Origin of the sequence: Iodidimonas sp. MBR-22 (assembly GCF_029946565.1) — a bacterium.
GTDB lineage: Bacteria > Pseudomonadota > Alphaproteobacteria > Sphingomonadales > Rhodothalassiaceae > Iodidimonas > Iodidimonas nitroreducens.
Genome location: NZ_JARKVQ010000001.1, coordinates 317,081 through 340,976, shown reverse-complemented (window position 1 = coordinate 340,976; position 23,896 = coordinate 317,081). Strand labels below are relative to the sequence as shown.

Sequence of the window (23,896 nt, the reverse complement as noted above, 5' to 3'; positions counted from 1 at the left end):
TGTTTATTCCACCGGCCCCAGCCAATCGCGGCGAATGGCTTTGGCCACCGCATGGCTGCGAGAACTGGCATCAAGCTTGGCAATCGCATTGCGCACATGAAAGCGCGCGGTTTCCGGCGAACGATCAATGATGATGCCGATTTCGCTATCGGTTTTCCCGCAGGCCACCCATGTCAAACATTCGCGCTCCCGCTCGGTCAGCGGGCAATCATCTTTGATATTGGCAGCCCCACGGGCCATCATGGCATCCACATGCTCGAGAAAGGCATGAGCGACCAAAAACAGCTCACCGGCATGATGCCCGGCCCATTGGCGCACGGTTTGGAGGGATTCATCGCTCACCCATGAAACAAATCCGGTGCGGCCACCGGGCTGATGCACAGGCACGGTGATGCCGGATCGCACCCCTACCTGACGCAAAAGGCTTAAGGTTTGCTGCCCCAGGGCGGTGAAGGGCCGGGGCAGATCTTCTTCGGGAAGGCCCAGATTTTCTTCATCAAGGCCCCAACTGAAAGGCCGCCGCATTTTTCGGCAGGGCACAACCAAAGGGCAGGCCAGAACCAGCCCGCCCCCGGCCCAGCGGCGAATGAAATCAGAAGGCCATCCCAATTCCACGCCTATGGGCTCGCCATCCTTGCCCATGGGGAAAACCGGATTGCCCAGATCATTATCAAAAGCAGCGCGCGGGGTTGGCAGGGAACGGCTATAATGCCCCAAAAGCATCGAGGCTTCCTGCAGATTTCTGGCCCCGGGAAGATCGCTTAAAAATCGTTCAGTCGGATCGGCTAACATTTCACACCCCAAAGAACAGATCAGGACTTTTTGTCCCCTAAACGCTTTCCCATAATATAGTACGATCTGCACTATAGGCCAAGATGCCAATCACAATGATCAGGGCCATGCTGTTCCCAGCCATCAAGTTTACGTAGCGTAAAGGTGCAAAATGATCACACAACTTTTACAAACTGATCATGCACTTCACGTCTTTTGCTCCCATCGGGCTGGCTTTCGTCAGCAAAAATCCTCAAATATCCTGGATCAAGGGCATCTGATTCTTTGATCGGGCTTTCAGAATCGGCCTCAATCGAAATCAGGGACCAATTGCGGCGCGCCCATTTTCCAATTGCCATCCGGCATCAGGCAGGCGGTGCCATAAGCTTCCTTTTCATCGCCCGCGATGGTGATGGTGGTTTGATATTCCCGGGTTTGCAGGCAGCTTGGGGCTTCGGCTATGGGTGCATCGCCTTGGGCAGAGGCGGCCCCTGATCTGGCCGGGATCGAACCGGGGCGCGGAGCATAGCGGGGCGGCTGGGCCACATCATAAACCCGATCCCCGGGCTGATAATAACCATCTGCACCATAGCTGCCGCCAGAACCGGCATTGGCCCGATTTTCATTGGCGCTATCGATCACATGATACAGCAAAAGGCCAGCGCCAACGCCCAAGAAAACATTTCGCGCACCATGGCCGCGACCATGATGACGCCCCCCGCGATAGCGATGGCCACCGCGATAACCATGCCCACCCCGGACCCCATGACCGCCGCGATAGCTATGGCCACCATAACCGCCATGGCCGCCATAATAACCGCCCCCGGCCTCGGCAGGGGTGGCGGCGATCAGGCCCGATGTTCCCAAAGCCAAAGACGCGATGAAGGCCAAAGCCCAGCCACGCAGGCGAAAAGGCCGCCGCCCTTGGGTGGTTTTCGGATCAATCGGTCTGGCATGCAACATGGTCATCATCGCTCTCCTCGATTGCTGCCCCATAGGCAATCACGGGCATCATGGATCACAGCATAAAGGCGGCCATCTGAACCTATGCTGAACGCACAGATAGGGGCTTTAGCGGGGGCATGCCGCGATCATGAGCCTTTCAATTCTCGCCGCCGCCGGTGCAGCACCGGCTCGGTATAGCCATTGGGCTGCGCGCGGCCCTTGAAAATCAGATCACAGGCGGCTTGAAAGGCGATGGAGTCCTCAAAATCGGGGGCCATGGGTTGATAAGCCGGATCGCCCGCATTCTGACGATCCACAAGGGCGGCCACCCGGCGCAGGGTTTCGTTCACCTGCGCGAGAGTGCAGACCCCATGATGCAGCCAATTGGCGATATGCTGGCTGGCGATGCGCAAAGTGGCGCGATCTTCCATCAGCCCCACATCGTGAATATCGGGCACTTTCGAGCAGCCGATCCCCTGATCGATCCAGCGCACCACATAGCCCAGGATGCCCTGGCAATTATTATCCAGTTCGGCCTGAATCTCTGCGGCGCTCCAATCGGGCCTGTGGGCAATCGGAATCTCCAGCAGATCATCGCGATCCGCCATGGACCTTGTTGCCAGTTCGCGCTGGCGTTCCGCCACATCCACCTGATGATAATGAAGCGCGTGAAGGGTGGCCGCCGTGGGCGATGGCACCCAGGCGGTATTTGCCCCCGCCATGGGATGGCCGATCTTCGCCGCCAGCATATCCGCCATGCGATCGGGCATCGCCCACATGCCCTTGCCGATCTGGGCATGGCCGGGCAGGCCGCAAGCCAGCCCCACATCCACATTGCGATCCTCATAAGCCGTGAGCCACCGGCTGTCTTTCATCGCTGCTTTGGGGATCATCGGCCCGGCTTCCATCGATGTGTGGATTTCATCGCCGGTGCGATCCAGAAAGCCGGTATTGATGAAAAACACCCGATCCTTCACCGCCGCAATGCACGCCGCCAGATTGAGCGAGGTGCGGCGTTCCTCATCCATGATGCCGATTTTGATGGTGTGTTGAGGCAGGTCGAAGGCCTTTTCCACGAAGCTGAAAATGGCATCGCTGAAAGCCACCTCATCCGGGCCGTGCATTTTGGGCTTCACGATATAGATCGACCCCGCACGGCTGTTGTGTAAGGATCCCGTGCCCTTCAGATCATGGAGGGCGATGGCCACCGTCATCATGGCATCCAGAAGGCCCTCGAACACCTCATGCCCCTGCGCATCAAGAACCGCCGGGGTGGTCATCAGATGCCCCACATTGCGCACCAGCAAAAGGCTGCGGCCATGCAGATCGAGCCTGCCGCCATCGGGGGTATGATAATGGCGATCCTGCGCCATGGCGCGGGTCATTGTTTCCCCGCCCTTTTCAAAACGGGCAACCAGATCACCTTTCATCAGCCCCAGCCAATTATCATAGGCGGCAACCTTGTCATCGGCATCCACTGCGGCCACTGAATCCTCGAAATCCATGATCGTGGTCAGCGCGGATTCCATGATGATATCGGCCACGCCTGCGGCATCGGTTTGGCCGATGGGATGATCGCGATCTATCAATATTTCCAGATGCAGACCATGATGGCGCAGAAGAATGGCCTCCGGGCGCGCTGCCTTGCCGCGATAGCCAGCAAAAAGCGGTGGCTGAGCCAGCGGGCTTGCCCTGCCATCCGATAAGGCCACCTGAAGGCGACCATTTTTGATGTCATAGGCCACCGCATCCTTGTGCGATCCTTGATCCAAAGGCGCCACCTGATCGAGCAGGGCCCGGCCATAGGCGATCACCCGATCCCCCCTGATCCGATTATAGCCCGATCCCGCCGCCGCACCGCCATCATCGGGGATGGCATCGCTGCCATAAAGGGCATCATAAAGACTGCCCCAGCGGGCATTGGCGGCATTGAGCGCAAAGCGCGCATTCATCACCGGCACCACAAGCTGCGGCCCGGAAATGGCTGAAATTTCGAGATCCACCCCTTTGGTGGCGACCTTGAACGGCGCGGGATCGGGCTGCAGATAGCCGATATCGCGCAAGAAAGCCTTATAAGCGGCCTTATCAAACGGCTGGCCAAGGGACTGATCGGCCGCTCTTTTGTGCCAATCATCGATCTGCTGCTGCAAATCATCGCGCCGCGCCAGCAGGGCCCGGTTTTGCGGCGACATCTGGGCAATCAATCTTTCCAAAGACGACCAGAAATGATCGGGGTCAAGGCCGGTGCCGGGCAGAACCCTTTCCGTAACAAGCTTTGCCAAAGATGGGGCCACCGATAGCCCGCCGATCTTTTGTCTGTCTCTGGTCATGATCCGAACCTTTCAAACCCTGTCATTCGATCCGGCCGCCCCCATCAGGCGGTTTTGATCTGAACGAACGATCTACCCAAAATGCGAAGGGAGAGTTGCATATCCCGCCCACCCGGCGCAACGTGGGGGCTAAGAATTCTCTCATATGATGAGCAAAGCCATGCAAAAACGTGATTTTCTGAAAGCCTCCGCTTTGGCCTTGATGGCCCCCATCCTTGCCCCGGTCTTGTCGCGATCCTTTGCCGCCCCCAAAAGCGCATGGGCGCAATCGGGCGCACAAGGGGATGGGGGTGATTTGCCCGATCTGGCCGCCCGTGCCCGCCCGATCAGCGCATCGGATTATGCCGCCCGCATCGATAAAGCGCAAAAGCTGATGCGCGATGCCGGGCTATCCGCTTTGGTTTTGGAGCCGGGATCAAGCCTTGTTTATTTCACCGGCCTCCATCTGCGGCGATCCGAGCGCTTTCATGGCGCGGTGATCCCGGCGGATGGCGATATTGCCCTCATCAGCCCGGCTTTCGAGGAAGCGAGCCTGCGCGAAAAGATGGCGACAGACATCGATGTGCGGGTATGGGATGAGCATGAAAATCCCTTTCGGCTGGTGCATGGTGTTTTGAAGGATCGTAAGGCCCCCGACGGGCCGATAGGGATCGAGGCCACCGTGCGCCATTTCATTGCTGATGGGATCAAAGCCAGCGCGCCGGAGCGCGGCATTGCCCCGGCCCACAATGTGGTCACCGGCTGCCGGGCGATCAAATCGGCTGCCGAAATCGCCCTGATGCAGATCGCCAATGAGATCACTTTGGCCGCCTATCGTGCCACGGTGCCGCGCCTTGAAGCCGGGATGGAGCCTGCCGATTTCAGCCGCATGATGAATGAAGCGACAAAGGCCATGGGCGGCACGCCGCTCTTTTCCATGGCTTTGTTCGGACCGGCCAGCGCCTTTCCCCATGGATCATCGGCACCTCAGATTCTGGCGGATGGCGATATCGTTTTAATGGATTGCGGCTGTGCGGTGGAAGGCTATCAATCCGATATTTCCCGAACCATCGTTTTTGGCACCCCCAGCAAACGCCAAAGACAGGTGTGGGCGATCAAAAAGGAAGCGCAATTGGCCGCCTTTGCCGTCGCCCGGCCCGGTGTGCCTTGTGAAAAGGTCGATGAAGCGGCGCGCGCCATCATCGAAAAACACGGCTTTGGCCCGGGCTATGCGGTCCCCGGTCTGCCCCATCGCACCGGCCATGGGATCGGTTTGGATGGCCATGAAAGCCCCAATTTCGTGAAGGGGGAAAGCACCCTCATCGCCCCCGGCATGTGTTTTTCCGATGAGCCGGGTATCTATATCCCCGGTGAATTCGGGGTGCGTCTGGAAGATTGCCTGTGGATCGGCGAAGATGGCCCGCACTGGTTCACCGAGCCTGCCGCTTCGATCGATAATCCCTTGAACCTCTAAGGTCCGGGCGTTACAGCCGCAACCTACAAATCGCTGATGCTGTTGACGATGGATCGCGCCGCCCCCACCGGATCGCTGGCGCGGGTGATGGGCCGCCCCACAATGATCACAGTCGCGCCATTCTCGATGGCTTCTTTCGGCGTCATCACCCGCTTTTGATCATCGCTGTCCGATCCCCTGGGGCGGATGCCGGGCACCACAAGCTTTAAATGCCGGCCGGCAACCGATCTGGTGGTGGAAATTTCATGGGGCGCACACACCACCCCATCCAGCCCCGATTTTTCCGCCAGACGGGCAAGGCGAGCCACCACCTTATGGGTCGTTCCCTCGATCCCCAAAACATCGAGATCACCCGCATCAAGGCTGGTAAGCACAGTAACCCCAACGATCCACGGAACCTTTACCCCAAGGCGGCTGGCTTCATCGGCGGCGGCATCGGCAGCCGCACGCATCATATCCGCGCCCCCTGCGGCATGAACGGTGAGAATGGCCGGATTGAGCCGCATCACCGAACGCACAGCCCCGGCCACGGTATTGGGGATATCGTGAAATTTCAGATCAATGAACAGCGGAATATCCCGGCGGGCGATTTCTTCCACCCCATGCGGGCCATGGGCACAGAAAAATTCCAGCCCCAGCTTGAATCCCCCCACCACATCCTTAAGGGAATCCGCCAGATGGATGGCCTGGGCCAGATCACCGGTATCAAGGGCACAGAATAAAGGATTGGAAAAACGTTGCATATGAATTGCCCGACAAAAGATTTAAGGCCAAAGCCCTTTTGATGCTGATAAAACGCCCCCCGGCCTTCAGAGAGCAGATCGCCCGGTGCCTGATGCCTTATTCTGACCCGGCGATGGTCGCGTGACTCCTAAAGCCGGCGCACGCGCAGATGATGCGGCCGATGAACGTGGGGCCTGAGCTTGATCAATGGCCTCGAATTTCTGGCTGGTCTGCCCGGCCTCTCTATTTTCATTTTGCGCATCCAATCGCGCTTGGGCGGCATCGGCCCGGCGTTCGGCCTTTTTCAGCTTGCGCGATAAAACAAAAGATCGGCGGAAAGATAAGGCGAAGGCCAGAATCGCTCCCACAAATATCCCGGCCAGAAACATCGCAAACAAGGGCAGGCGCAAAGCCAGATCAAAACCGGGAAGGCTCACCAGAACCGGCTGGCGATTGAAAAGCGCAAAAACGACCAACGCCACCGCTGGCAGCAAAAAAAAGATCCAGCGCAGGAAAGAAGGCATCAGCGTCCCTGTTTATGATCGGGGTTTATGAAAGATAAAGGCCCCATCAACAGCGGCCCATCAGGCCCCATATTTGTCATTGAGCTGTTCGCGCAGATCTTTTCCGGCCTTGAAATAGGGCACATGCTTTTCTTCCACATCCACCGCTTCACCGGTGCGGGGATTGCGCCCCACCCGCGATGGCCGGGATTTGACCGAAAAAGCCCCAAAGCCCCGCAATTCCACACGATCACCACGGCTCATGGCGGCGGTGATTTCCTCGAAAATCGTGCCGACAATCCGCTCCACATCGCGATGAAACAAATTCGGATTGGCCTCTGCCAGCTTATTGATGAGTTCGGATTTGATCATAAGGGAAGGATCCTTTCATCGAACCTTCTGAAAACCTGAGGATGGACCATATCCCAAGCGGGCCTGATCCCCCTCAATCTTGCAAGGATGCTCCAGCGCCAGCACCGCATCCATCATAGCACGGCGATGATAATAGGGCAGAAAATCTTGTGGGGCAAAATTTTATGAAAAAGATCATAGCAGCACCAAGCCGCGCATCCCGCCCCATGAATTGTCAATACCCATCCCGCTTTAAGCAAATCAGGCCGCCCCGCCAGAATGACGGAACGGCCTTTATTTTGCCGGGCGCTTGATCACAAGGGATCAGGCGTCGGTTTTGTCTTCTTTGGCCTTTTTCAAGGCCGCACCCAGAATATCCCCAAGGCTGGCACCGGAATCCGTGGAGCCATATTCCGCCACGGCGGCTTTTTCCTCGGCCACTTCAAGGGCCTTGATCGACAGATTCACGCGGCGCTGACCCCGATCAACATTGGTGACAAGGGCATCGACCTTATCGCCAACGGCAAAGCGATCAGGACGCTGATCCCCGCGATCCCGGGCCAGATCGGAGCGACGAATGAAGGCGGTATAACCATCGGCGATGGAAACCTCGATCCCGCCATCATTGACTTCGGTCACCGTGCAGGTCACCACATCGCCTTTTTTGCGGCTGGCAACATCGGCGAAAGGATCGCCGGAAAGCTGCTTCATGCCAAGGCTGATGCGTTCTTTTTCCACATCCACATCCAGCACTTTGGCTTTCACATGATCGCCCTTGCTGAATTTGGCAATGGCATCTTCGCCGGTCCCTTCCCAATCGATATCCGACATATGCACCATGCCATCGACATCGAATTCAAGACCCACGAACAGACCGAATTCGGTGATGTTCTTGATCTCGCCTTCCACTTCGCTATCGGCGGGGAATTTCTCGGCAAAGGCTTCCCACGGATTTTCAAGGCATTGCTTCAGGCCAAGAGAAATGCGGCGCTTTTCAGGATCGACCTCAAGCACCATCACTTCCACTTCCTGGCTGGTGGAAACGATCTTGCCCGGATGAACATTCTTTTTCACCCATGACATTTCCGACACATGAACAAGCCCTTCAACGCCGGCTTCAAGCTCGACGAAGGCACCATAATCGGTGATATTGGTGACGGTTCCGGTGAATTTCGCACCCAGCGGATATTTCGCGTCGATGGCTTCCCATGGATCGGCTTCAAGCTGCTTCATGCCAAGGCTGATGCGCTGGCTATCCATATTCACCCGGATGATCTGCACCTTCACCGATTCGCCAATGGTGACAACATCAGACGGATGATTGACCCGCTTCCATGCCATATCGGTGACATGCAACAGACCATCGATGCCGCCCAGATCAACGAAGGCACCATATTCAGTGACATTCTTGACCACGCCATCCACCACATCGCCTTCTTTCAGGCGATCGAGCAATTCAGCCCGCTGTTCGGCGCGGGTTTCTTCCAGAACGGCCCGGCGGGAGACAACGATATTGCCCCGGCGACGATCCATTTTCAAAATCTGGAAGGGCTGCGGGATATTCATCAGAGGCGTGACATCGCGCACCGGACGGATATCAACCTGGCTGCCGGGCAAAAAGGCCACAGCGCCGCTCAGATCAACGGTGAAGCCACCCTTGACCCGACCAAAGATAACGCCTTCCACATGCGTTTCTTTTTCATAAGCCGTTTCAAGATGGTTCCAGGATTCTTCGCGGCGGGCTTTGTCGCGGCTCAGAACCGCTTCGCCATTGGCGTTTTCAACACGCTCAACGAACACTTCAACCTGATCGCCAACGGAAATTTCCGCCGCCTTGCCGGGGGCTGCGAATTCGCGGAGGGGCACACGGCCTTCCGCCTTCAGCCCAACATCAATCACGGCAAGATCGCTTTCAATCGCCGTTACGGTGCCCCGGACAACCTGACCTTCAAACTGCGAGTCTTCCGACATCGTTTCGTTCAAAAGCGCTTCGAAGTCCGCCAATGAGGGCATTTGCATTTCTGTCATCTGTTTGGTTCGATACCGATTTTGAGGGAGCTTTTCATGCTGGCCGATCACATCTGGCCGCTTTCTTCCGGGGCTCCTTGACCGGCGACCATCGCCCGTCTTCTCTCCATCCCGGAAAGCCAATGGCCCCAAATAACATAAAGGGTGGCATCAAAGATGCACGCCCCTCACCGCTTTATGGTGCCCTGGCTCATTTTCATGCGTTGTCTGCTCTCGATTTCCATGCAGGCACGCGCGAATGCGTCCTCTATATCCAATTCAGTGGTATCAAGCAAGACCGCGTCTTCAGCCCGGGTCAGGGGGGCCGTTGCGCGGGCCTGATCCCGTGCATCGCGTTCTCGCAAATCGGCCAGAACCGCCCCAAGGCTGGTTTCGACCCCCTTTTGGCGCAATTCTTCGAATCGCCTTTGGGCGCGCACCGCATCGCTGGCTGTCACATAAAGCTTCACATCGGCATCGGGGCACACCACCGTGCCGATATCCCGACCATCAAGCACCGCCCCTTTTTGCGCAAACTGGCGCTGAAAGGCCAAAAGCGCCGTGCGCACATCGGGAATGGCCGCCACTTTCGAGGCTGCCGCCCCCGTGGCCTCATCGCGCAAAGCCGGATCATGAAGGGTGGCCACATCGAGATGCCGGGCCAGAACCGCCGCGCGGCGTTCATCGATTCTATCCCCGGATGCGGGGTTATCACGCAACAGCGCCAGCCCCACAGCGCGATAAAGCGAGCCGGTATCGAGATAGGCAAGGCCATAAAACTGCGCCAGCCGCCGCCCCAAAGTGCCCTTGCCCGATGCTGCCGGGCCATCGATGGCGATGATCATGAAACCTCCGTGATCTTCATGCCTAGGCCATTCATCAGGCCCACAAAGCCCGGAAAGCTGGTGGTGATCGGTGCCGCATCATCAATGGCCAGAGGCGCCGTGCAAGCCGACCCCAGCACCAGGGCCGCCATGGCGATCCGATGATCAAGATGGGTTTGCACCCGCGCCCCGCCCGCCGGGCGCGCCCGCCCCGCATGGCCGCTGATGATCAGGCCATCGGGCAGTTCCTCAACCCCCACGCCCGCCGCCGAAAGCACGGCCGCCATCGCAGCGATTCGGTCGCTTTCCTTTACCCGCAATTCCTGAAGGCCGGTGAAGCGTGAAACCCCATCGGCCATCGCCGCCGCCACAAACAGCACCGGAAATTCATCGATCATCAGCGAAGCCAGAGCCGGATCGAGATCCACCGCCTTGAGATGATCCGGCCCCCGCATCAGAAGATCAGCCACCGGCTCGCCGCCCTCCATGCGTTCATTCTGGATGCTGACCGGCGCCCCCATCCGGGCCAGCGCATCCAGAATCCCGGCGCGCAAGGGGTTGATCCCCACGCCTTCCAGATAAAGCTCCGATCCCGGATGGATCGCCGCCGCCACCAGTGGAAAAGCGGCCGATGAAATATCCCCCGGTACCGTAATATCAACCGGCTTTAATTCGATCTCGCCGGTGATGCGGATGATCCGTCCCGCCCCTTTTTCCTCGGTCTCGATCCCCGCACCCATGGCTTTCAGCATCCGCTCGCTATGATCGCGGGTGGCCTGCGCCTCGCAGATGGTGCTGGTGCCCGGACAATTGAGCGCGGCCAGAATGATCGCCGATTTAACCTGTGCCGATGCCACCTTGGGCGCATGATCAATGGGTAAAGCTGTTCCTGTGCCCCGGATCAGCAAAGGCAAACGCCCCCCATCGGCGGCATCGATTTCAGCCCCCATCTGCGTTAAGGGATCGATCACCCGGCCCATCGGCCTTTTCCGCAAAGAAGCATCGCCACTCAGGATGGCGCGCACCGGCTGGCTTCCCAGCATCCCCATCAAGAGCCGGGTCGAGGTGCCGGAATTGCCCATGTCCAGCACATCATCAGGGCTTTTCAATCCCCCCACGCCCACGCCATCCACCAGCCAATCGCCGCCTGCCTTGGCGCTGCTATCGCGGTGGATCGCCACCCCCATGGCGCGCAAGGCCGCGGCCGTGGCCCGCACATCTTCGCCTTCCAAAAGATTGACGATCCGGGTGCGACCGATGGCCAAAGATCCCAGCATCAGGGCGCGGTGGGAAATCGATTTGTCGCCGGGAACGGTGCAACGACCCTCAATCCGCACCGCAGGCGCAGATTGAAGGCCCCGATGCGGCTCTATATGATGCACGGCGACTTGCTCCATTTTATCCAAATTCACTTTTTTTGTTGACATTAGGGCCACTCTTTTCGATCTGACGCACTAGCTTTTGACAGAAGCGACCGAGCGTGGCAATCCATGGTGCCTGCACCCGCATCGGCATCAGGAACATCGAGAGGGGCGCACCGTCCCCCTTGACGAGGACCAAAGGAGTATTTTCGTGGCCAAACCCGAATGGGGAACCAAGCGTACATGTCCCAAATGCGGTACGCGCTTTTACGATCTGCAAAAGGACGATCCCGTCACTTGCATCGATTGCGGCAATGAATGGGCTCCTGAACCCATCCTCAAATCACGTCTCACCCATCAGCCGGAAGCGGCGAAAAAGGTTGTGAAGCCGGTTGTCGATGATGACGACTCGGATGATCTCGATCTCGATGATGATGACGATGATGATATCAAGATCGATGATGATGACGATATCACCGTTGAAGATGATGACGATGATGATGTCTCGGATGTTGTTGTCGGCCCCTTGAAAGACGAAGACTGAGCGGCCAGCCGTTCTTCCTTTATCTGCTGTGGCAAGGTCGGCATGAACCTCTCTGGGGCGTGCCGGCCTATAAGCAAACAGACCGATCATAGGGGGCCAAAAGAGCCCCCATAAAACCGGGGCGATGATTTTTATCGCCCGGAAGCGATTTCCCCCTTGATCGCAACCGGCTTAGCCACTAAGTTCCGCCCCGCTCCTGCCCCCAAGCACGGAGCGGATCGCGCGCAGGGTAAAGCCTGTTGCAGCAAAATGGGGCCGTAGCTCAGTTGGGAGAGCGCTACAATGGCATTGTAGAGGTCAGGGGTTCGATTCCCCTCGGCTCCACCATTTTTTCAAAATGCTGATCGCCTCGGATGATAGACTCTTCGGGGCTCCACCACCAAATTCCGTCATCTCGGCCCCCGAGCCGGGCTCCACTCTTTGGAGTGCTGAGGATTGGAAAGAGTGGACCCCGGATCAGGGCCGGGACAGGCAAGCCCGGGGAGACGAAAAGGTGAGACCCTCGGCGACGAAGAGGGGAGAGAGCGAGCGAGCATGCGGTGTTGCTTGTATCTCTATCTATGGCTGGTTAGATTGCGCAGGCAGGCCCGCGCGCCTTTTCGCCAAGACCGAGGATCATGACCAGCATCGCCGCACCCCTATCGGCTTCAACCAACGCCGTACATCCAATGATTTTTGTTGATGGCGGTCAAAGCCTGCTGCCTTTGATCATCTTGTTCATAGCCACCTTATTCTGGATGGCTCTGGCCGTGTGGGCCATGCGCAAGCGCAGCCAGGCCCATGATCTTTATCGGCAATCCCAACAAAAAGCCTCATATTTCGAGGCTGTGTTCAAGGCTGCTCCCTTTGGCACCTTATTGTGCGATCGGATCGGGGGCTGCACGCTCGATGGCAATGCGGCGATGCTTTTAGGGCTATCAGAGCAGGTGAAAAGCCTGCCCGATCTCTGCCCCCGCGATGGCGCGGGCGGGCTGACGGCGGATGCCCTCTCGATTTTGGAACAGGCATTAAACAGCCCCAGCACGGGCCTTGCCGCCGATCAGGGCGGTGCCATGCTCAACAGCCGCGATGGCCGGGTTTTAAAGCTGGTGCGGGCCCGCGATTATCTGGACCCGGATCAGCAGGATAAAACCCTGTTCTGGCTTGAAGATCATACCGAGGCCTGTGCAGAGGCGGAAGCCAGCGAGCAGGCCCGGATGGCCGAGAAAATCGCCCTTAAAAGGCTGCGGATGCTGATCGATATCGCCCCCTTTCCGATCTGGCTGCGGGATCGCAATCTGGATCTGGTGCTGGTCAATCAGGCCTATGTGGCCTCGGTCGAATATCCATCCGAACCGGCGGTGATCGCCGCCCAGATCGATCTGGTGGATAATGCCCTGACCGGATCATCGCGGGAAAGCGCAAGGCGGGCAATGGAAAACGATGGCCCGGTTGTTGAGCGCCATTTTGCCGTGATCGGGGGCGAGCGCCGGGCTTTATCCATCAGCCATCATAAAACCCAAGGGCTGATCGCGGGCTTTGCTGTCGATGTGACCGATGTTGAAGACAAGCGGGCGGAACTGGCCCGGGTCATCGAAGGCCATGCAGAAACCCTCAATGCGCTTTCAAGCCCGGTGGCGATTTTCGATCCCGATCAAAAGCTGCAATTTTTCAACAGTGCCTTTTCCCGGCTGTTTCGGCTGTCGGATGATTGGCTGCTGGATCGCCCCGATCATGCGAGCCTTCTGGAAGCCATGCGCGAAAAACGCCGCCTGCCCGAACAGGTGGATTTCAGGGCCTGGAAAACCGAACAGCTTGGGCTGCACCACAGCCTGACCCTTGCCGAAGAGCTATGGCACCTGCCCGATGGCAGCACATTGCGGATGGTGGGCCAGCCTCATCCTTTGGGCGGGCTTTTATTGCTTTATGAAGATGTGACCGATCGGCTGGCTTTGGAAAGCAATTATAATGCCCTGATCGCCGTGCAAAGCGAAACGCTGGATAATCTGCATGAAGCGGTGGCGGTGTTTGGCAGCGATGGCCGCCTGAAGCTTTATAATCCCAATTATGCCAATCTGTGGTCGCTGGATCGCGCCATGCTCGATAATCAGCCGCATTTCGGCGAGATTTTGGACGCCACCCGCACCTTGATGCATGACAAGGAAAGCTGGCCCACTTTGCGCAGTCGGCTTTTGAATCAGATCCAGGAGCGCGGCAGCCATTCCGGGCGCTGGCACCGGCCCGATGGCCGGGTGATCGATTATGCCGTTGTGCCCCTGCCCGATGGCCAGACTTTGGCCACCCATCTCGATGTGACCGATAGTTCGCTGATGGAACAGGCCCTGCGCGAACGCAATGAAGCACTGGAAACCGCAGATCGCCTGAAATCGGAATTCGTCGCCAATATGTCTTATGAATTGCGTACGCCCCTGAATTCGATCATCGGCTTTACCGAAATGCTGATGAGCGAGCTGTTTGGCCCCCTTAAAGAAAAACAGCGCGATTATCTGGCCTATGTGCTGACCGCTGCCGGTGATCTGCGCGATCTGATCGATGATATTCTGGATCTGGCGGTGATCGAAGCCGGTGAAATGACCCTTGATATCAAGCATATAGAGGTGGTGGATCTGGTGGAGAACTGCATTGCCATCGCCCGCGAGCAGGCACGAAAAGCCCATATCAGCCTTGAAAGCAAGGTCGATCCCCAATGCGGCAATCTGGAAGGCGATCCAAGACGACTGACCCAGGCCCTTTATAATTTATTGGGCAATGCCATAAAATATACACCACCGGGCGGCAGGGTGCAGATCATCGTCAAGCCTTATGGTGACGATCAACTCGAATTCATCATCAGCGATAATGGCGCTGGCATCAGCAAGGACGATCAGCTCAAGGTGTTCAAAAAATTCAACACAGGCTCCGGCGTACAAAATCGCAAGGGCGTGGGTCTGGGGCTGTCGCTGGTGCAAAGCTTCATTGAATTGCATTGCGGCACGGTGGATCTTGTCTCAACCCCCAACAAAGGCACCACTGTTACCTGCCTCTTGCCCCGCGTTCAAACCGGGGACCGCACCGCCCCCATTCCCCACTCTGTGCCCTGAGAAGGACTAGACGCCCTTATGATCCCGTCCGCGCCCCTGATCGCATCCCTTCATTGCGAGAGCGAAGCCCATCTGAGCCACATGGCCGCTGATCTTGCCGGATTTCTGGAAGCTGGCGATCTGCTGGCTTTAAGCGGGCCTTTGGGGGCGGGGAAAACGGTGCTGGCCCGATCGGTGATCCGTAGCCTTTTCGATCAGCCCGATCTGGAGGTGCCGAGCCCCAGCTTCACGCTGGTTCAGGCTTATGAGAACCCGCCCGAAATTATGGGCAAAAATCCGCCGCCGCTGTGGCATGTGGATCTTTACCGCCTGCAAAATCCCGATGATCTGATCGAACTGGGGATCGAAGATGCCCTTGATGATCATCTCATCTTAATGGAATGGCCCGAACGCGCCGATCCCGCCCTGCTTTCATCGGCGCTGTTCATCAAGATCGAGATCAGGCCCGATCATCGCCGCCTGCTTCATCTGCATGGCCAAAGCCCCTGGGCGGATCGGCTGGCCCCCTGGCTTTTAAGGCACATCCCATGACCCGCGAACAGCAGTTGATCGATTTTCTGGGGCAAACGGGATGGCACAAAGCCCGGCGCACTGCCATTCCCGGTGATGCATCCTTTCGCCATTATGCGCGATTGGAACAGCCCGAGCGGCGGGCGATCCTGATGGATGCCCCCCCACCCCATGAGGATGTGCGCCCCTTCATGGCCGTGCTCGGGGCCTTGCGATCTTATGGCTATGCGGCCCCGGCCCTTTATCATGCCGATCAGGATGCGGGGTTTTTAGTGCTCGAAGATTTAGGCGATGATCGCTTTAGCCGGGTCATCGCCCGCGATCCTGGGCTGGAATCCGGGCTTTATGGGGTGGCAGTCGATCTGCTGGTCGATCTGCACAGCCATCAGCCGCCCACCCGCCTGCCCGTCACCGACGGGGGGGCCGATCATCCCCTGCCCCTTTATGACAAGGCGCTTTTGCTGCGGGAAGCAGCGCTTTTTGGCGATTATTATTATCCGGCCTTTGCCTCCCCTCAGATGGGGGCAGATGAACAGGCCGCAGATGTAGAAGACGTGGATCGCCTCAACACAATCTGGGCGCAGCTGTTGGACCAGAGCAAAATCTGCGATCCCGATGATCCGGTTCTGGTTCTGCGCGATTATCATGCCGATAATCTGATGTGGCTGCCCAGCAGAGATGGCTTCCAAAAAATCGGCCTCCTTGATTTTCAGGATGCCGTGCGCGGCCATCGGGCTTATGATCTGGTTTCGCTTTTGCAAGATGCCCGGCGGGATGTTTCGCCCGATCTGGAACGCCGGATGATCCGCCATTATCTGGAGGGGGCCAAAGCCGCAGGCCAGCCCATTCCTGAAGCCGCCTTCATCGATGATTATACCCTTCTGGGGGCCCAGCGGGCCATCAAGATCATCGGCATTTTCACCCGTTTATGGAAACGCGATGGCAAGGATCGCTATTTGCAGCATCTGCCGCGCATGTGGGGTCTTTTGGAGCGCAATCTGGAGCATCCCGCCCTGTGTGATCTGAAGGCCCAACTTGATCGGATGATCCCCGCCCATCAGCGCCAGCGTACCCTGCCATCAAGGGATCGGATGTTATGACCACAGATCGCATCGCCACCACCCTGCCCCAAATCATTCAGGCTGAAATCCATGCGCCGATCCCCCACAGCGCCATGCTTTTTGCCGCCGGTCTGGGCACAAGAATGCGCCCGCTCAGCGATGATCGCCCCAAAGCGCTGGTGGAAATGGGAGGGAAGCCGCTCATCGCCTACAGCCTTCAGCATCTGGAACGGGCGGGGGTGAAACGACTGGTTGTGAATGTGCATGCCCATGCCGATCAGATGGAAAACTGGCTCGCCCAATGCGGTTCAACCCTTGAAATTTTATGTTCCGATGAACGCGATCTTTTGCGCGATACCGGCGGTGGCCTGAAAAAAGCCGCGCCCTTGTTAGGGCCTGATCCGGTTTTTACCTTGAATTGCGATGCCTTCTGGCAGGATGGTCTGGTCAACAGCCTGGCTTATCTCGCCAGCCGCTGGGATGGTGATGTGATGGATGCCCTGCTGATGATCGTGCCCAGCCGCTTTGCTTTGGGCTATGAGGGGCCGGGGGATTTCATCATGGATCAGATGGGGCGATTGCAGTTTCGCGAGGACCGCACCATCAGCCCCTTTGTTTTTGCCGGAATTTCGATCCTGAAGCCCGAACTGGCCGCCGATCATCCGGGCGATCTCTTTTCCTTGCGCGAAATCTGGGCCGAACTGGCCTTGAAGGATCGGCTTTATGGGCTTGTGCATGAAGGGCCATGGGCCCATCTGGGCAGCCCCGAGGCCCTGAGGCTGGCGGAGCGCAAACTTCTTGATTAAGCTCAAAGGATGATGACCGAAAATCCCGCCTCGTCGCACAATCAATCCCTTCATGATCAAGCCGTTAAGGCGCCATCGGTTTATACCATCGGGCCGGCCCATTCCTTTGTCGATGCGCTGGCCCGCTCGCTTCTCGATCAATATGGCGATCAGCCCCACGCTTTGGGGGCCATTCAGATTTTATTGCCCAATCGCCGCAGCGCCCGCACCCTGCGTGAGGCTTTTTTGCGCAATCATGGGGGCCGGCCCATGCTTTTGCCGCGCATGTTGGCGATTGGTGATGTGGATGAAGATGCGCTGGATATCACCGCGCCTGCCAGCGATCTGATCGATCTGCCCCCGGCCATCAGCGATACGGATCGCCTGTTTTACCTCACCCGCCTGTGCCTGCAGATCCCCGAAAATCATGGCCGCCCCGGATCGATGGCCGCCGCCTTGAAGCTCGCCCGCGATCTCGCCCGCCTGATCGATAGCGTTCACACCGAACGTCTCGATTTCAGCCGGCTGAAGGAACTGGTGCCCGAAAAGCTGGCCCATCATTGGCAGAATACCCTGAAATTTCTTGAGGTGATCACCGATCAATGGCCCCGGCTGCTTGATCATTTGGGCCAATGCGATCCCGCCGAGCGCCGCAATGGGCTTTTGGCCGCCCTCACCCAAAAATGGCAAACCCATCCGCCCAAGGGTCTGGTGATTGCGGCGGGCAGCACAGGATCGATCCCTGCCACCGCCGATCTGCTGGCGCTGGTGGCCCGCCTGCCCAAGGGCTGTGTGATCCTGCCGGGCTTTGATCACAGCCTTGATGATGATCTGTGGCAGGCTCTTGATCCCGGCCATCCGCAATTTTTGATGAAAGCCCTGCTCGATCATATGGGGGTTTCCCGCCATGAGGTGGAAAACTGGCCCCTGGTGAAAGCCGATCAGGCGCTGGAAACCCGACGTGCCGACCGGCTTTTGCTGATCAATTCAGCCCTTTTACCCGCCAAACAGGTGGATCGCTGGAACGCCATCAGCATCGATCATCAGGCCGCGAAAAAGGGCCTCGACCGGATCGATTGCGATGGCCTCAGCGAAGAAGCGGGGGTGATTGCGCTTTTGCTGCGGGAAGCGCTCAACCACCCCGAAAAGCGGGCGGCGCTGGTCACCCCGGATCGGGCTTTGGCCCGGCAGGTGCGCGCCCATCTCGCCCGCTGGGATATCCAGATCGATGATTCCGCCGGCGATCCGGCAGAACGCAGCCTAAGCGGCAGCTTTTTGCGCCTCACCCTCAGCTTTGCCGCCGATCCCGGACCGATCAACCTGCTGGCCCTGCTCAAGCATCCTTTGGCCGCTGCCGGAATGAAGCCTTCGGCCCTTCGTCAATTGGCGCGGCGGCTTGATCGCCATGAAAGCCGCGAAGGCTCGGCCCTGCGCGGCCCCCGGCCCGAAGCCAGCATCGATGGCATGGAAAAAGCCGCCGCCGATGCCGGGGTGGATGAGGCCGACCATGGTGTGCTCAAAATGATTTTCGGGCTTTTAAGGCCGCTGGAAAGCGTGCTGCACAGCCCGTCTTTGGCGGTGGGCGATCTGTTGTCATGCCATCTTGAGGTGGCGCAAAATCTGGCACAATCCCATGATCAAAGCGGGGCGGATCGCCTGTGGCGGGGCGAGGCGGGGGAGCATCTGGCGCAATATCTGGCAAAAGCCCGGGCAGGCATCGATTGTTTGGGCGCCACGCGGGGCAAGGATTATCCCGCTTTCTTTCATGCCCTGATCACCGATCAGATGGTGCGGCCGCGCTATGGGATGCATCCGCGTCTGGCCATTTTGGGGCCGATGGAAGCCCGGCTGCATCATGTGGATCTGATGATCCTTGGCGGCCTGAATGAAGGCACATGGCCTGCCAATCCCGGTCATGATCCTTGGGCGAGCCGCGCCATGCGCAAAGATTTCGGCCTGCCCGATCCCGATCAGCGGATCGGCCAATCCGCCCATGATCTGGTGCAGGCGATGGGCGCGCCCCATATCATTCTGACCCGCTCGGGAAAGGTGGATGGCACCCCCAGCGTGCCCAGCCGCTGGCTTTCCCGGCTGGAAGCGCTGGCCCCCTATCTTGATGGCAAGAACAGCCCCATGGTCAGGCTTTATCAGGCCCTTGATCAGCCCGATAAAATCGATCCCATCGATGCGCCCCGCCCCATGCCGCCCCTAAGCGCCCGGCCCCGCAGCCTTTCGGTTACGCAGGTGGAGCTATGGGTGCGCGATCCCTATGCCCTTTATGCCCGGCATATATTAAAGCTGCACCCCCTTGAGGATCTGGAAGCCGAACCCGGCGCCCTTCATAAAGGAACCATCTGGCATCAGGCTTTGGATGATTATAAACGCCGGGCGATCCCCGCATGGAGCCGGGAAGAGGCTTATAAGGCACTGATTGAATGCGGCAAAACCGCCTTTGGCCCCCTGCTCGAACGCCCGAGCATCTGGGCTTTCTGGTGGCCGCGTTTTCAAACCATGGGAAAGCGATTTTTAGAGATCGAGGAAGAACGCCAATCCAGCCATGAAACCATTGCCACCGAAATCAGAGGGGAATGGCCGATCCAAGAAGGGCCCTGGCCTTTTACCCTGAAGGCACGGGCGGATCGTTTGGATCGCGAGCGGGAGAGCGGGCATATTGAAATCATCGATTATAAAACCGGCTCGCCCCCCCAGAAGCGCCAGATCGAAGCGGGCTTTGCCCCGCAATTGCCGCTGGAAGGCTGGATGGTCAATGAAGGGGCCTTCACCGGCCTTCCGCCCTGCGCCGTTGCCGGTTTGAGCTTTTGGCAATTGCGCGGCACCCGCGATCCCATCGAGATCAAGCATGTGGCCGGGCATGACGAACAGATCAGCGCCAGCCGGGCCGGATTTTTATCCCTGCTGGCGCGCTTTTCCAAGCCCCACACGCCTTATCTTTCCAATCCCCGCCCGGCCTATGCGGGCTATGGCGATTATGATCATCTGGCGCGCACGGCGGAATGGACCCGATTGCCCGATCTTGATGACCTGCCCATGCATTTCAATGGCCATGAACCCGTAAAGGAAGATTGAGCGATGCCCAGCCCCGCCGATCCCCATCAAGGCCCCCTTTTGACCACCGGCGAAGGGCTGACCGCCGTGCAGGACGCGGCCAGCAATCCGCGATCCAGCATTTGGGTGATGGCATCGGCAGGCACGGGGAAAACCCATGTGCTGACGGCGCGGGTGCTGCGCCTGCTTTTGCGCGGAGTTCGCCCTGAACAGATCCTGTGCCTCACCTTCACCAAGGCCGCAGCCGCCGAAATGGCCAATCGGCTGCGCAAAACTCTGGGCACATGGGCCAGACTGCACGATGATCAGGTGCTCGCGGCCGAGATCAATCTGAAATCCGGCGAACGCGCCGATGCGGCAATGCTGAAGCGGGCGCGGCAGCTTTTCGCCCATGTTCTCGATCTTAGCGAAGGGCTGCGCATCCAGACCATTCATGCCTTTTGCCAGGCCCTTTTGGGCCGCTTTCCGCTGGAGGCGGGCCTGTCGCCCCATTTCGATCTGATCGAAGATCAAGGGGCAAAGGATCTGCTGGCAAAAGCCCGCGAAGACGTCATCAATCATAGCCGCCATCTGGCAAAAAATGATCAGAAACTGGCCGATGCCATCAGCCGGATCGCCAGCGAGGTGAATGAAGAAGGGTTTGACGCCCTGATCAACACCCTGATCCATGAACGCCGGATTTTACATGATCTTTTGCAGGCTTATGGCATGGAGGGGCTGATCACCGCCATTCGCCGACGGCTGGGGGTGCATGAGGGGGAAACGGCCGAAAGCCTTCTGAGCGATGCGTTGAGCGACAATGCCTTGCCCCTCGATGACCTCAGGCATTTTTTAGCTCTGTTGCATGAAAAGGGCGGCGTAAAAGATAAACAGCACATCCCCGCCCTGGAAAGCATCTTCGCCACGCCTGCTTCAGAGCGCACAGCCTGTTGGGATGCCTATGGCCGTGTTTTTCTGACCGGAAAGGGCGAACCCCGCAAAACAAGCAAATATCCAGTGAAAGCCGTGAAAACGGCCTGGCCCGAGGTGGTCGATTTCATCGCGAACGAAGCGGCGCGGCTCCTCGCCATCGACGACAGGCGCAAGCTTATTCAGGTGAGCCAATTTGCCGAAGCGGCTTTGCGCGTGGGCGCGGCGATCCTGTCAAACTATGAAGCCGCCAAAACACGCGAAGGCGTTCTGGATTATAATGATCTGATCGCGGCAACGGAAAAGCTATTAAAGCGTGACGATATCGCCCCATGGATTTTATATAAGCTTGATGCCGAAATCACCCATGTTCTGGTGGATGAGGCTCAGGATACCAATCCCGAACAATGGTCGGTGATCAATGCGCTGACCGATGATTTCTTTTCCGGCCAATCCGCCTATGAACCGAAACCCGTCAGCGATCAGCCGCCATTGGATCGCACATTATTTGCGGTGGGGGATTTAAAGCAATCGATCTATGGCTTCCAAGGGGCTGATCCCCGCGCCTTCATAGGGGCCCGCGACCGGGTGCACGACAAGGCCGAGGCGGCCCATCAAAATTTCGGGCAGATCGCCCTCGATCAATCCTTTCGCTCGGTGCAGGCGGTTTTATCCCTTGTGGATGCGGTGTTTGATGATCCGGCGCTGACCCAAGGCATCAGCCTCGAGGAGCGGGCGATCCGCCATCAGGCCCATCGCGCGGGCCATGGCGGCCTTGTGGAGCTATGGCCCATCGAGCCGCAATCTGAAAAGATCGTGGATGATGCCTGGGATGTGCCCGATCAGCAGCAGCCCGATGACAATGTGCAGGCCCGATTGGCGGTGCGTATCGCCCGGCATATCCGCGCCCTGCTCGATAATGGCGAACAGCTCAGCGCCCGGGGGCGGGCGATCCGACCGGGGGATATTCTGATCCTGATGCAAACCCGCTCGCCCTTCGTTGATTTTCTCATCAAGAAACTCAAGCAATTGCATGTGCCGGTGGCCGGATCGGATCGCATGACCATCACCGACCAGATCGCGGTCAAGGATATGCTGGCGGCGGCGCATCTCGCCTTGCTACCCGAAGATGATCTGTGTTTGGCCACGGTTTTAAAGGGCCCCCTGATCGCCCTTGATGAAGCGGCTTTATTTGATCTGGCCCATGATCGCGGCCAGCAAAGCCTGTGGGATCGCCTTCGGGAAAAAGCCCCCGATCACCCGATCTTTGCCCCGGCTTTAAAGCAGATCGAAGCGATCCGCGCCGGGGCCGATCAGATGCCGCCTTATGAATTTTTTGCGCGCCTTGCGGGCCCTTTGGGGATGCGCCGGGCGCTGATCGGTCGGATGGGGGCCGAGGTGCTCGATCCTTTGGATGAATTGCTGCGCCTTGCCCGTGATTATGAAACCAATCAGCCGCCATCCTTGCAGGGCTTTTTGCAATGGATCGAGCGGGGCGGTGCCGAAATCAAGCGCGATCCCGAACAAAAAGGCCGCGATGAAGTGCGCATCATGACCGTGCATGGGGCCAAAGGCCTGCAAGCGCCCATCGTTTATCTGCCCGATTGCAATCGTCTGCCGCCTTTGGATCAAAGCCTGCTGAAGCTTTCCCCCGCCGCCCCCAGCGGCCGGCCTGATCTGCCTTTGTTGATCTGGCGCGGCAATAGCAAAAGCCTTGAAGTCGGCCCCTTGAAACAAGCGCGCGATGCGCTGACCGCCATCGCCGAACAGGAATATTGGCGGCTGCTTTATGTGGCGCTGACCCGGGCCGAGGATCGGCTTTATGCCTGCGCATGGGAAACCCAGAAGACATCTTCGGTTCAAAGCTGGTATGAACGGATCAAAAGTGGGATGGAGCGGCTAAAGGATGTTGAACACATTACCAATCCCGAGGACGAGCGCACCATCCTGCGCTTTTCCGGCCAGCAGACCTGCCCGCCCAAAGCCGAGGAACAGGCGCTGGAACCCGATGGCCCGATCGACCGGCCCGCATGGCTTGATCAGCCGCCGATGGCCGAACCGATCCCGTCGCGCCCGCTCAGCCCCTCGCGCCCCACAGATGAAGAGCCCGCAGCTTTAAGCCCCCTTGAAGCCGGGCAATCCCATCGCTGGCAGCGCGGGCTTTTGATCCATAAATTGCTGGAGCTTCTGCCCGAAATTGCCCTCGAAAATCGCGAAGCGGCGGCGCGGCGCTTTTTGGCGCAACCCGCTTATGCCCTCGACCCTAAAACCATTGATCAATGGTGGGCCGAGATCGCGGCTATTTTGGATGCTGAAGATTTTTCCGCCCTGTTTGCTCCGGGCAGTCTGGCCGAAGTGTCTTTGGCCGGATTGGTGGGGGATCGGGCGATTTCCGGCCAGATCGACCGGTTGGCAGTCTCGGATCAGGGGGTGTTCATCATCGATTATAAAACCAACCGTCCGCCCCCCCTCAAGGTCGAGGACACCAGCCCCGCCTATCTGCGGCAAATGCGGGCCTATCGCGATGCCCTGCGCCGCATTTATCGGGATAAACCCATCCGCTGCGCCCTTTTATGGACAGATGGGCCGCGCTTGATGGATCTGCCCGACGATCTTCTCGATCGCCAAAAGCTTGCGGGCTAAGGCGGCGATTTTCATTCAACATCGCTTGAT

17 protein-coding genes and 1 tRNA gene are annotated in these 23,896 nt (G+C 58.3%); 9 read left to right on the top strand and 9 right to left on the bottom strand.

The window, feature by feature from the left end; genetic code table 11:
- Positions 1-3: 3 nt before the first annotated feature.
- The 3 genes from QK300_RS01580 to QK300_RS01570 form a co-directional block, all read right to left on the bottom strand.
- Positions 4-792 carry a LuxR family transcriptional regulator gene (locus QK300_RS01580; protein WP_052371277.1) on the bottom strand — a complete coding sequence of 263 codons (789 nt, stop codon included), beginning with the start codon at positions 790-792 and terminating at the stop codon, positions 4-6.
- 288 nt (positions 793-1,080) lie between these two features.
- The gene (locus QK300_RS01575) at positions 1,081-1,740 is read right to left on the bottom strand and encodes a hypothetical protein (protein ID WP_281320804.1); all 660 of its coding nucleotides are present in this window, start codon (positions 1,738-1,740) and stop codon (positions 1,081-1,083) included.
- Positions 1,741-1,862: 122 nt separating this feature from the next.
- Positions 1,863-4,046, bottom strand: coding sequence for a malate synthase G (locus QK300_RS01570; RefSeq protein ID WP_281299741.1), 2,184 nt, complete (start codon positions 4,044-4,046; stop codon positions 1,863-1,865).
- A 160-nt stretch (positions 4,047-4,206) separates the two neighbouring features.
- Between QK300_RS01570 and QK300_RS01565 the strand changes: the two genes are divergently transcribed.
- Complete coding sequence (locus tag QK300_RS01565; protein WP_281299742.1) at positions 4,207-5,499, top strand: Xaa-Pro peptidase family protein; 1,293 nt, start codon at positions 4,207-4,209, stop codon at positions 5,497-5,499.
- Positions 5,500-5,522: 23 nt separating this feature from the next.
- Here QK300_RS01565 and pyrF read toward each other — a convergent pair whose 3' ends face one another.
- From pyrF to aroA, 6 genes are all read right to left on the bottom strand, one after another.
- Positions 5,523-6,242 (bottom strand): orotidine-5'-phosphate decarboxylase, encoded by a 720-nt coding sequence (gene pyrF / locus QK300_RS01560; protein WP_281299743.1) that lies wholly within the window; start codon positions 6,240-6,242, stop codon positions 5,523-5,525.
- A gap of 66 nt (positions 6,243-6,308) precedes the next feature.
- Positions 6,309-6,746, bottom strand: coding sequence for a LapA family protein (locus tag QK300_RS01555; RefSeq protein ID WP_281299744.1), 438 nt, complete (start codon positions 6,744-6,746; stop codon positions 6,309-6,311).
- A 60-nt stretch (positions 6,747-6,806) separates the two neighbouring features.
- Positions 6,807-7,097, bottom strand: a complete 291-nt coding sequence (gene ihfB, locus QK300_RS01550) for an integration host factor subunit beta (RefSeq protein ID WP_281299745.1) — start codon at positions 7,095-7,097, stop codon at positions 6,807-6,809.
- A gap of 303 nt (positions 7,098-7,400) precedes the next feature.
- Positions 7,401-9,104, bottom strand: coding sequence for a 30S ribosomal protein S1 (rpsA, locus tag QK300_RS01545; RefSeq protein WP_281299746.1), 1,704 nt, complete (start codon positions 9,102-9,104; stop codon positions 7,401-7,403).
- A gap of 167 nt (positions 9,105-9,271) precedes the next feature.
- The gene (cmk, locus tag QK300_RS01540) at positions 9,272-9,928 is read right to left on the bottom strand and encodes a (d)CMP kinase (RefSeq protein ID WP_281299747.1); all 657 of its coding nucleotides are present in this window, start codon (positions 9,926-9,928) and stop codon (positions 9,272-9,274) included.
- Complete coding sequence (gene aroA / locus QK300_RS01535; RefSeq protein WP_281299748.1) at positions 9,925-11,334, bottom strand: 3-phosphoshikimate 1-carboxyvinyltransferase; 1,410 nt, start codon at positions 11,332-11,334, stop codon at positions 9,925-9,927. The genes cmk and aroA overlap by 4 nt, the downstream gene beginning before the upstream one ends.
- A 145-nt stretch (positions 11,335-11,479) precedes the next feature.
- Here aroA and QK300_RS01530 point away from each other — a divergent pair, with 145 nt between their 5' ends.
- From QK300_RS01530 to addA, 8 genes are all read left to right on the top strand, one after another.
- Positions 11,480-11,812, top strand: a complete 333-nt coding sequence (locus QK300_RS01530) for a TIGR02300 family protein (protein ID WP_042083776.1) — start codon at positions 11,480-11,482, stop codon at positions 11,810-11,812.
- Between the two features lie 251 nt (positions 11,813-12,063).
- A tRNA-Ala gene (locus QK300_RS01525) sits at positions 12,064-12,139 on the top strand.
- Positions 12,140-12,429: 290 nt separating this feature from the next.
- The gene (locus tag QK300_RS01520; protein ID WP_281299749.1) at positions 12,430-14,892 is read left to right on the top strand and encodes a PAS domain-containing sensor histidine kinase; all 2,463 of its coding nucleotides are present in this window, start codon (positions 12,430-12,432) and stop codon (positions 14,890-14,892) included.
- An 18-nt stretch (positions 14,893-14,910) separates the two neighbouring features.
- Positions 14,911-15,423, top strand: a complete 513-nt coding sequence (tsaE, locus tag QK300_RS01515) for a tRNA (adenosine(37)-N6)-threonylcarbamoyltransferase complex ATPase subunit type 1 TsaE (protein ID WP_281299750.1) — start codon at positions 14,911-14,913, stop codon at positions 15,421-15,423.
- Positions 15,420-16,502 (top strand): phosphotransferase, encoded by a 1,083-nt coding sequence (locus QK300_RS01510; protein WP_281299751.1) that lies wholly within the window; start codon positions 15,420-15,422, stop codon positions 16,500-16,502. Before tsaE ends, QK300_RS01510 begins: the two co-directional genes overlap by 4 nt.
- Complete coding sequence (locus QK300_RS01505; protein ID WP_281299752.1) at positions 16,499-17,269, top strand: nucleotidyltransferase family protein; 771 nt, start codon at positions 16,499-16,501, stop codon at positions 17,267-17,269. Before QK300_RS01510 ends, QK300_RS01505 begins: the two co-directional genes overlap by 4 nt.
- A 12-nt stretch (positions 17,270-17,281) precedes the next feature.
- The gene (gene addB, locus QK300_RS01500; RefSeq protein ID WP_281299753.1) at positions 17,282-20,335 is read left to right on the top strand and encodes a double-strand break repair protein AddB; all 3,054 of its coding nucleotides are present in this window, start codon (positions 17,282-17,284) and stop codon (positions 20,333-20,335) included.
- 3 nt (positions 20,336-20,338) lie between these two features.
- Complete coding sequence (gene addA, locus QK300_RS01495) at positions 20,339-23,866, top strand: double-strand break repair helicase AddA (protein ID WP_281299754.1); 3,528 nt, start codon at positions 20,339-20,341, stop codon at positions 23,864-23,866.
- Positions 23,867-23,896: the final 30 nt, after the last annotated feature.

Coding starts and splice junctions, on each gene's coding strand:
- QK300_RS01580 (WP_052371277.1), bottom strand. CDS start 792: ATGTTAGCCGATCCGACTGAACGATTTTTAAGCGATCTTCCCGGGGCC.
- QK300_RS01575 (WP_281320804.1), bottom strand. CDS start 1,740: ATGACCATGTTGCATGCCAGACCGATTGATCCGAAAACCACCCAAGGG.
- QK300_RS01570 (WP_281299741.1), bottom strand. CDS start 4,046: ATGACCAGAGACAGACAAAAGATCGGCGGGCTATCGGTGGCCCCATCT.
- QK300_RS01565 (WP_281299742.1), top strand. CDS start 4,207: ATGCAAAAACGTGATTTTCTGAAAGCCTCCGCTTTGGCCTTGATGGCC.
- pyrF (WP_281299743.1), bottom strand. CDS start 6,242: ATGCAACGTTTTTCCAATCCTTTATTCTGTGCCCTTGATACCGGTGAT.
- QK300_RS01555 (WP_281299744.1), bottom strand. CDS start 6,746: ATGCCTTCTTTCCTGCGCTGGATCTTTTTTTTGCTGCCAGCGGTGGCG.
- ihfB (WP_281299745.1), bottom strand. CDS start 7,097: ATGATCAAATCCGAACTCATCAATAAGCTGGCAGAGGCCAATCCGAAT.
- rpsA (WP_281299746.1), bottom strand. CDS start 9,104: ATGACAGAAATGCAAATGCCCTCATTGGCGGACTTCGAAGCGCTTTTG.
- cmk (WP_281299747.1), bottom strand. CDS start 9,928: ATGATCATCGCCATCGATGGCCCGGCAGCATCGGGCAAGGGCACTTTG.
- aroA (WP_281299748.1), bottom strand. CDS start 11,334: ATGTCAACAAAAAAAGTGAATTTGGATAAAATGGAGCAAGTCGCCGTG.
- QK300_RS01520 (WP_281299749.1), top strand. CDS start 12,430: ATGACCAGCATCGCCGCACCCCTATCGGCTTCAACCAACGCCGTACAT.
- tsaE (WP_281299750.1), top strand. CDS start 14,911: ATGATCCCGTCCGCGCCCCTGATCGCATCCCTTCATTGCGAGAGCGAA.
- QK300_RS01510 (WP_281299751.1), top strand. CDS start 15,420: ATGACCCGCGAACAGCAGTTGATCGATTTTCTGGGGCAAACGGGATGG.
- QK300_RS01505 (WP_281299752.1), top strand. CDS start 16,499: ATGACCACAGATCGCATCGCCACCACCCTGCCCCAAATCATTCAGGCT.
- addB (WP_281299753.1), top strand. CDS start 17,282: ATGACCGAAAATCCCGCCTCGTCGCACAATCAATCCCTTCATGATCAA.
- addA (WP_281299754.1), top strand. CDS start 20,339: ATGCCCAGCCCCGCCGATCCCCATCAAGGCCCCCTTTTGACCACCGGC.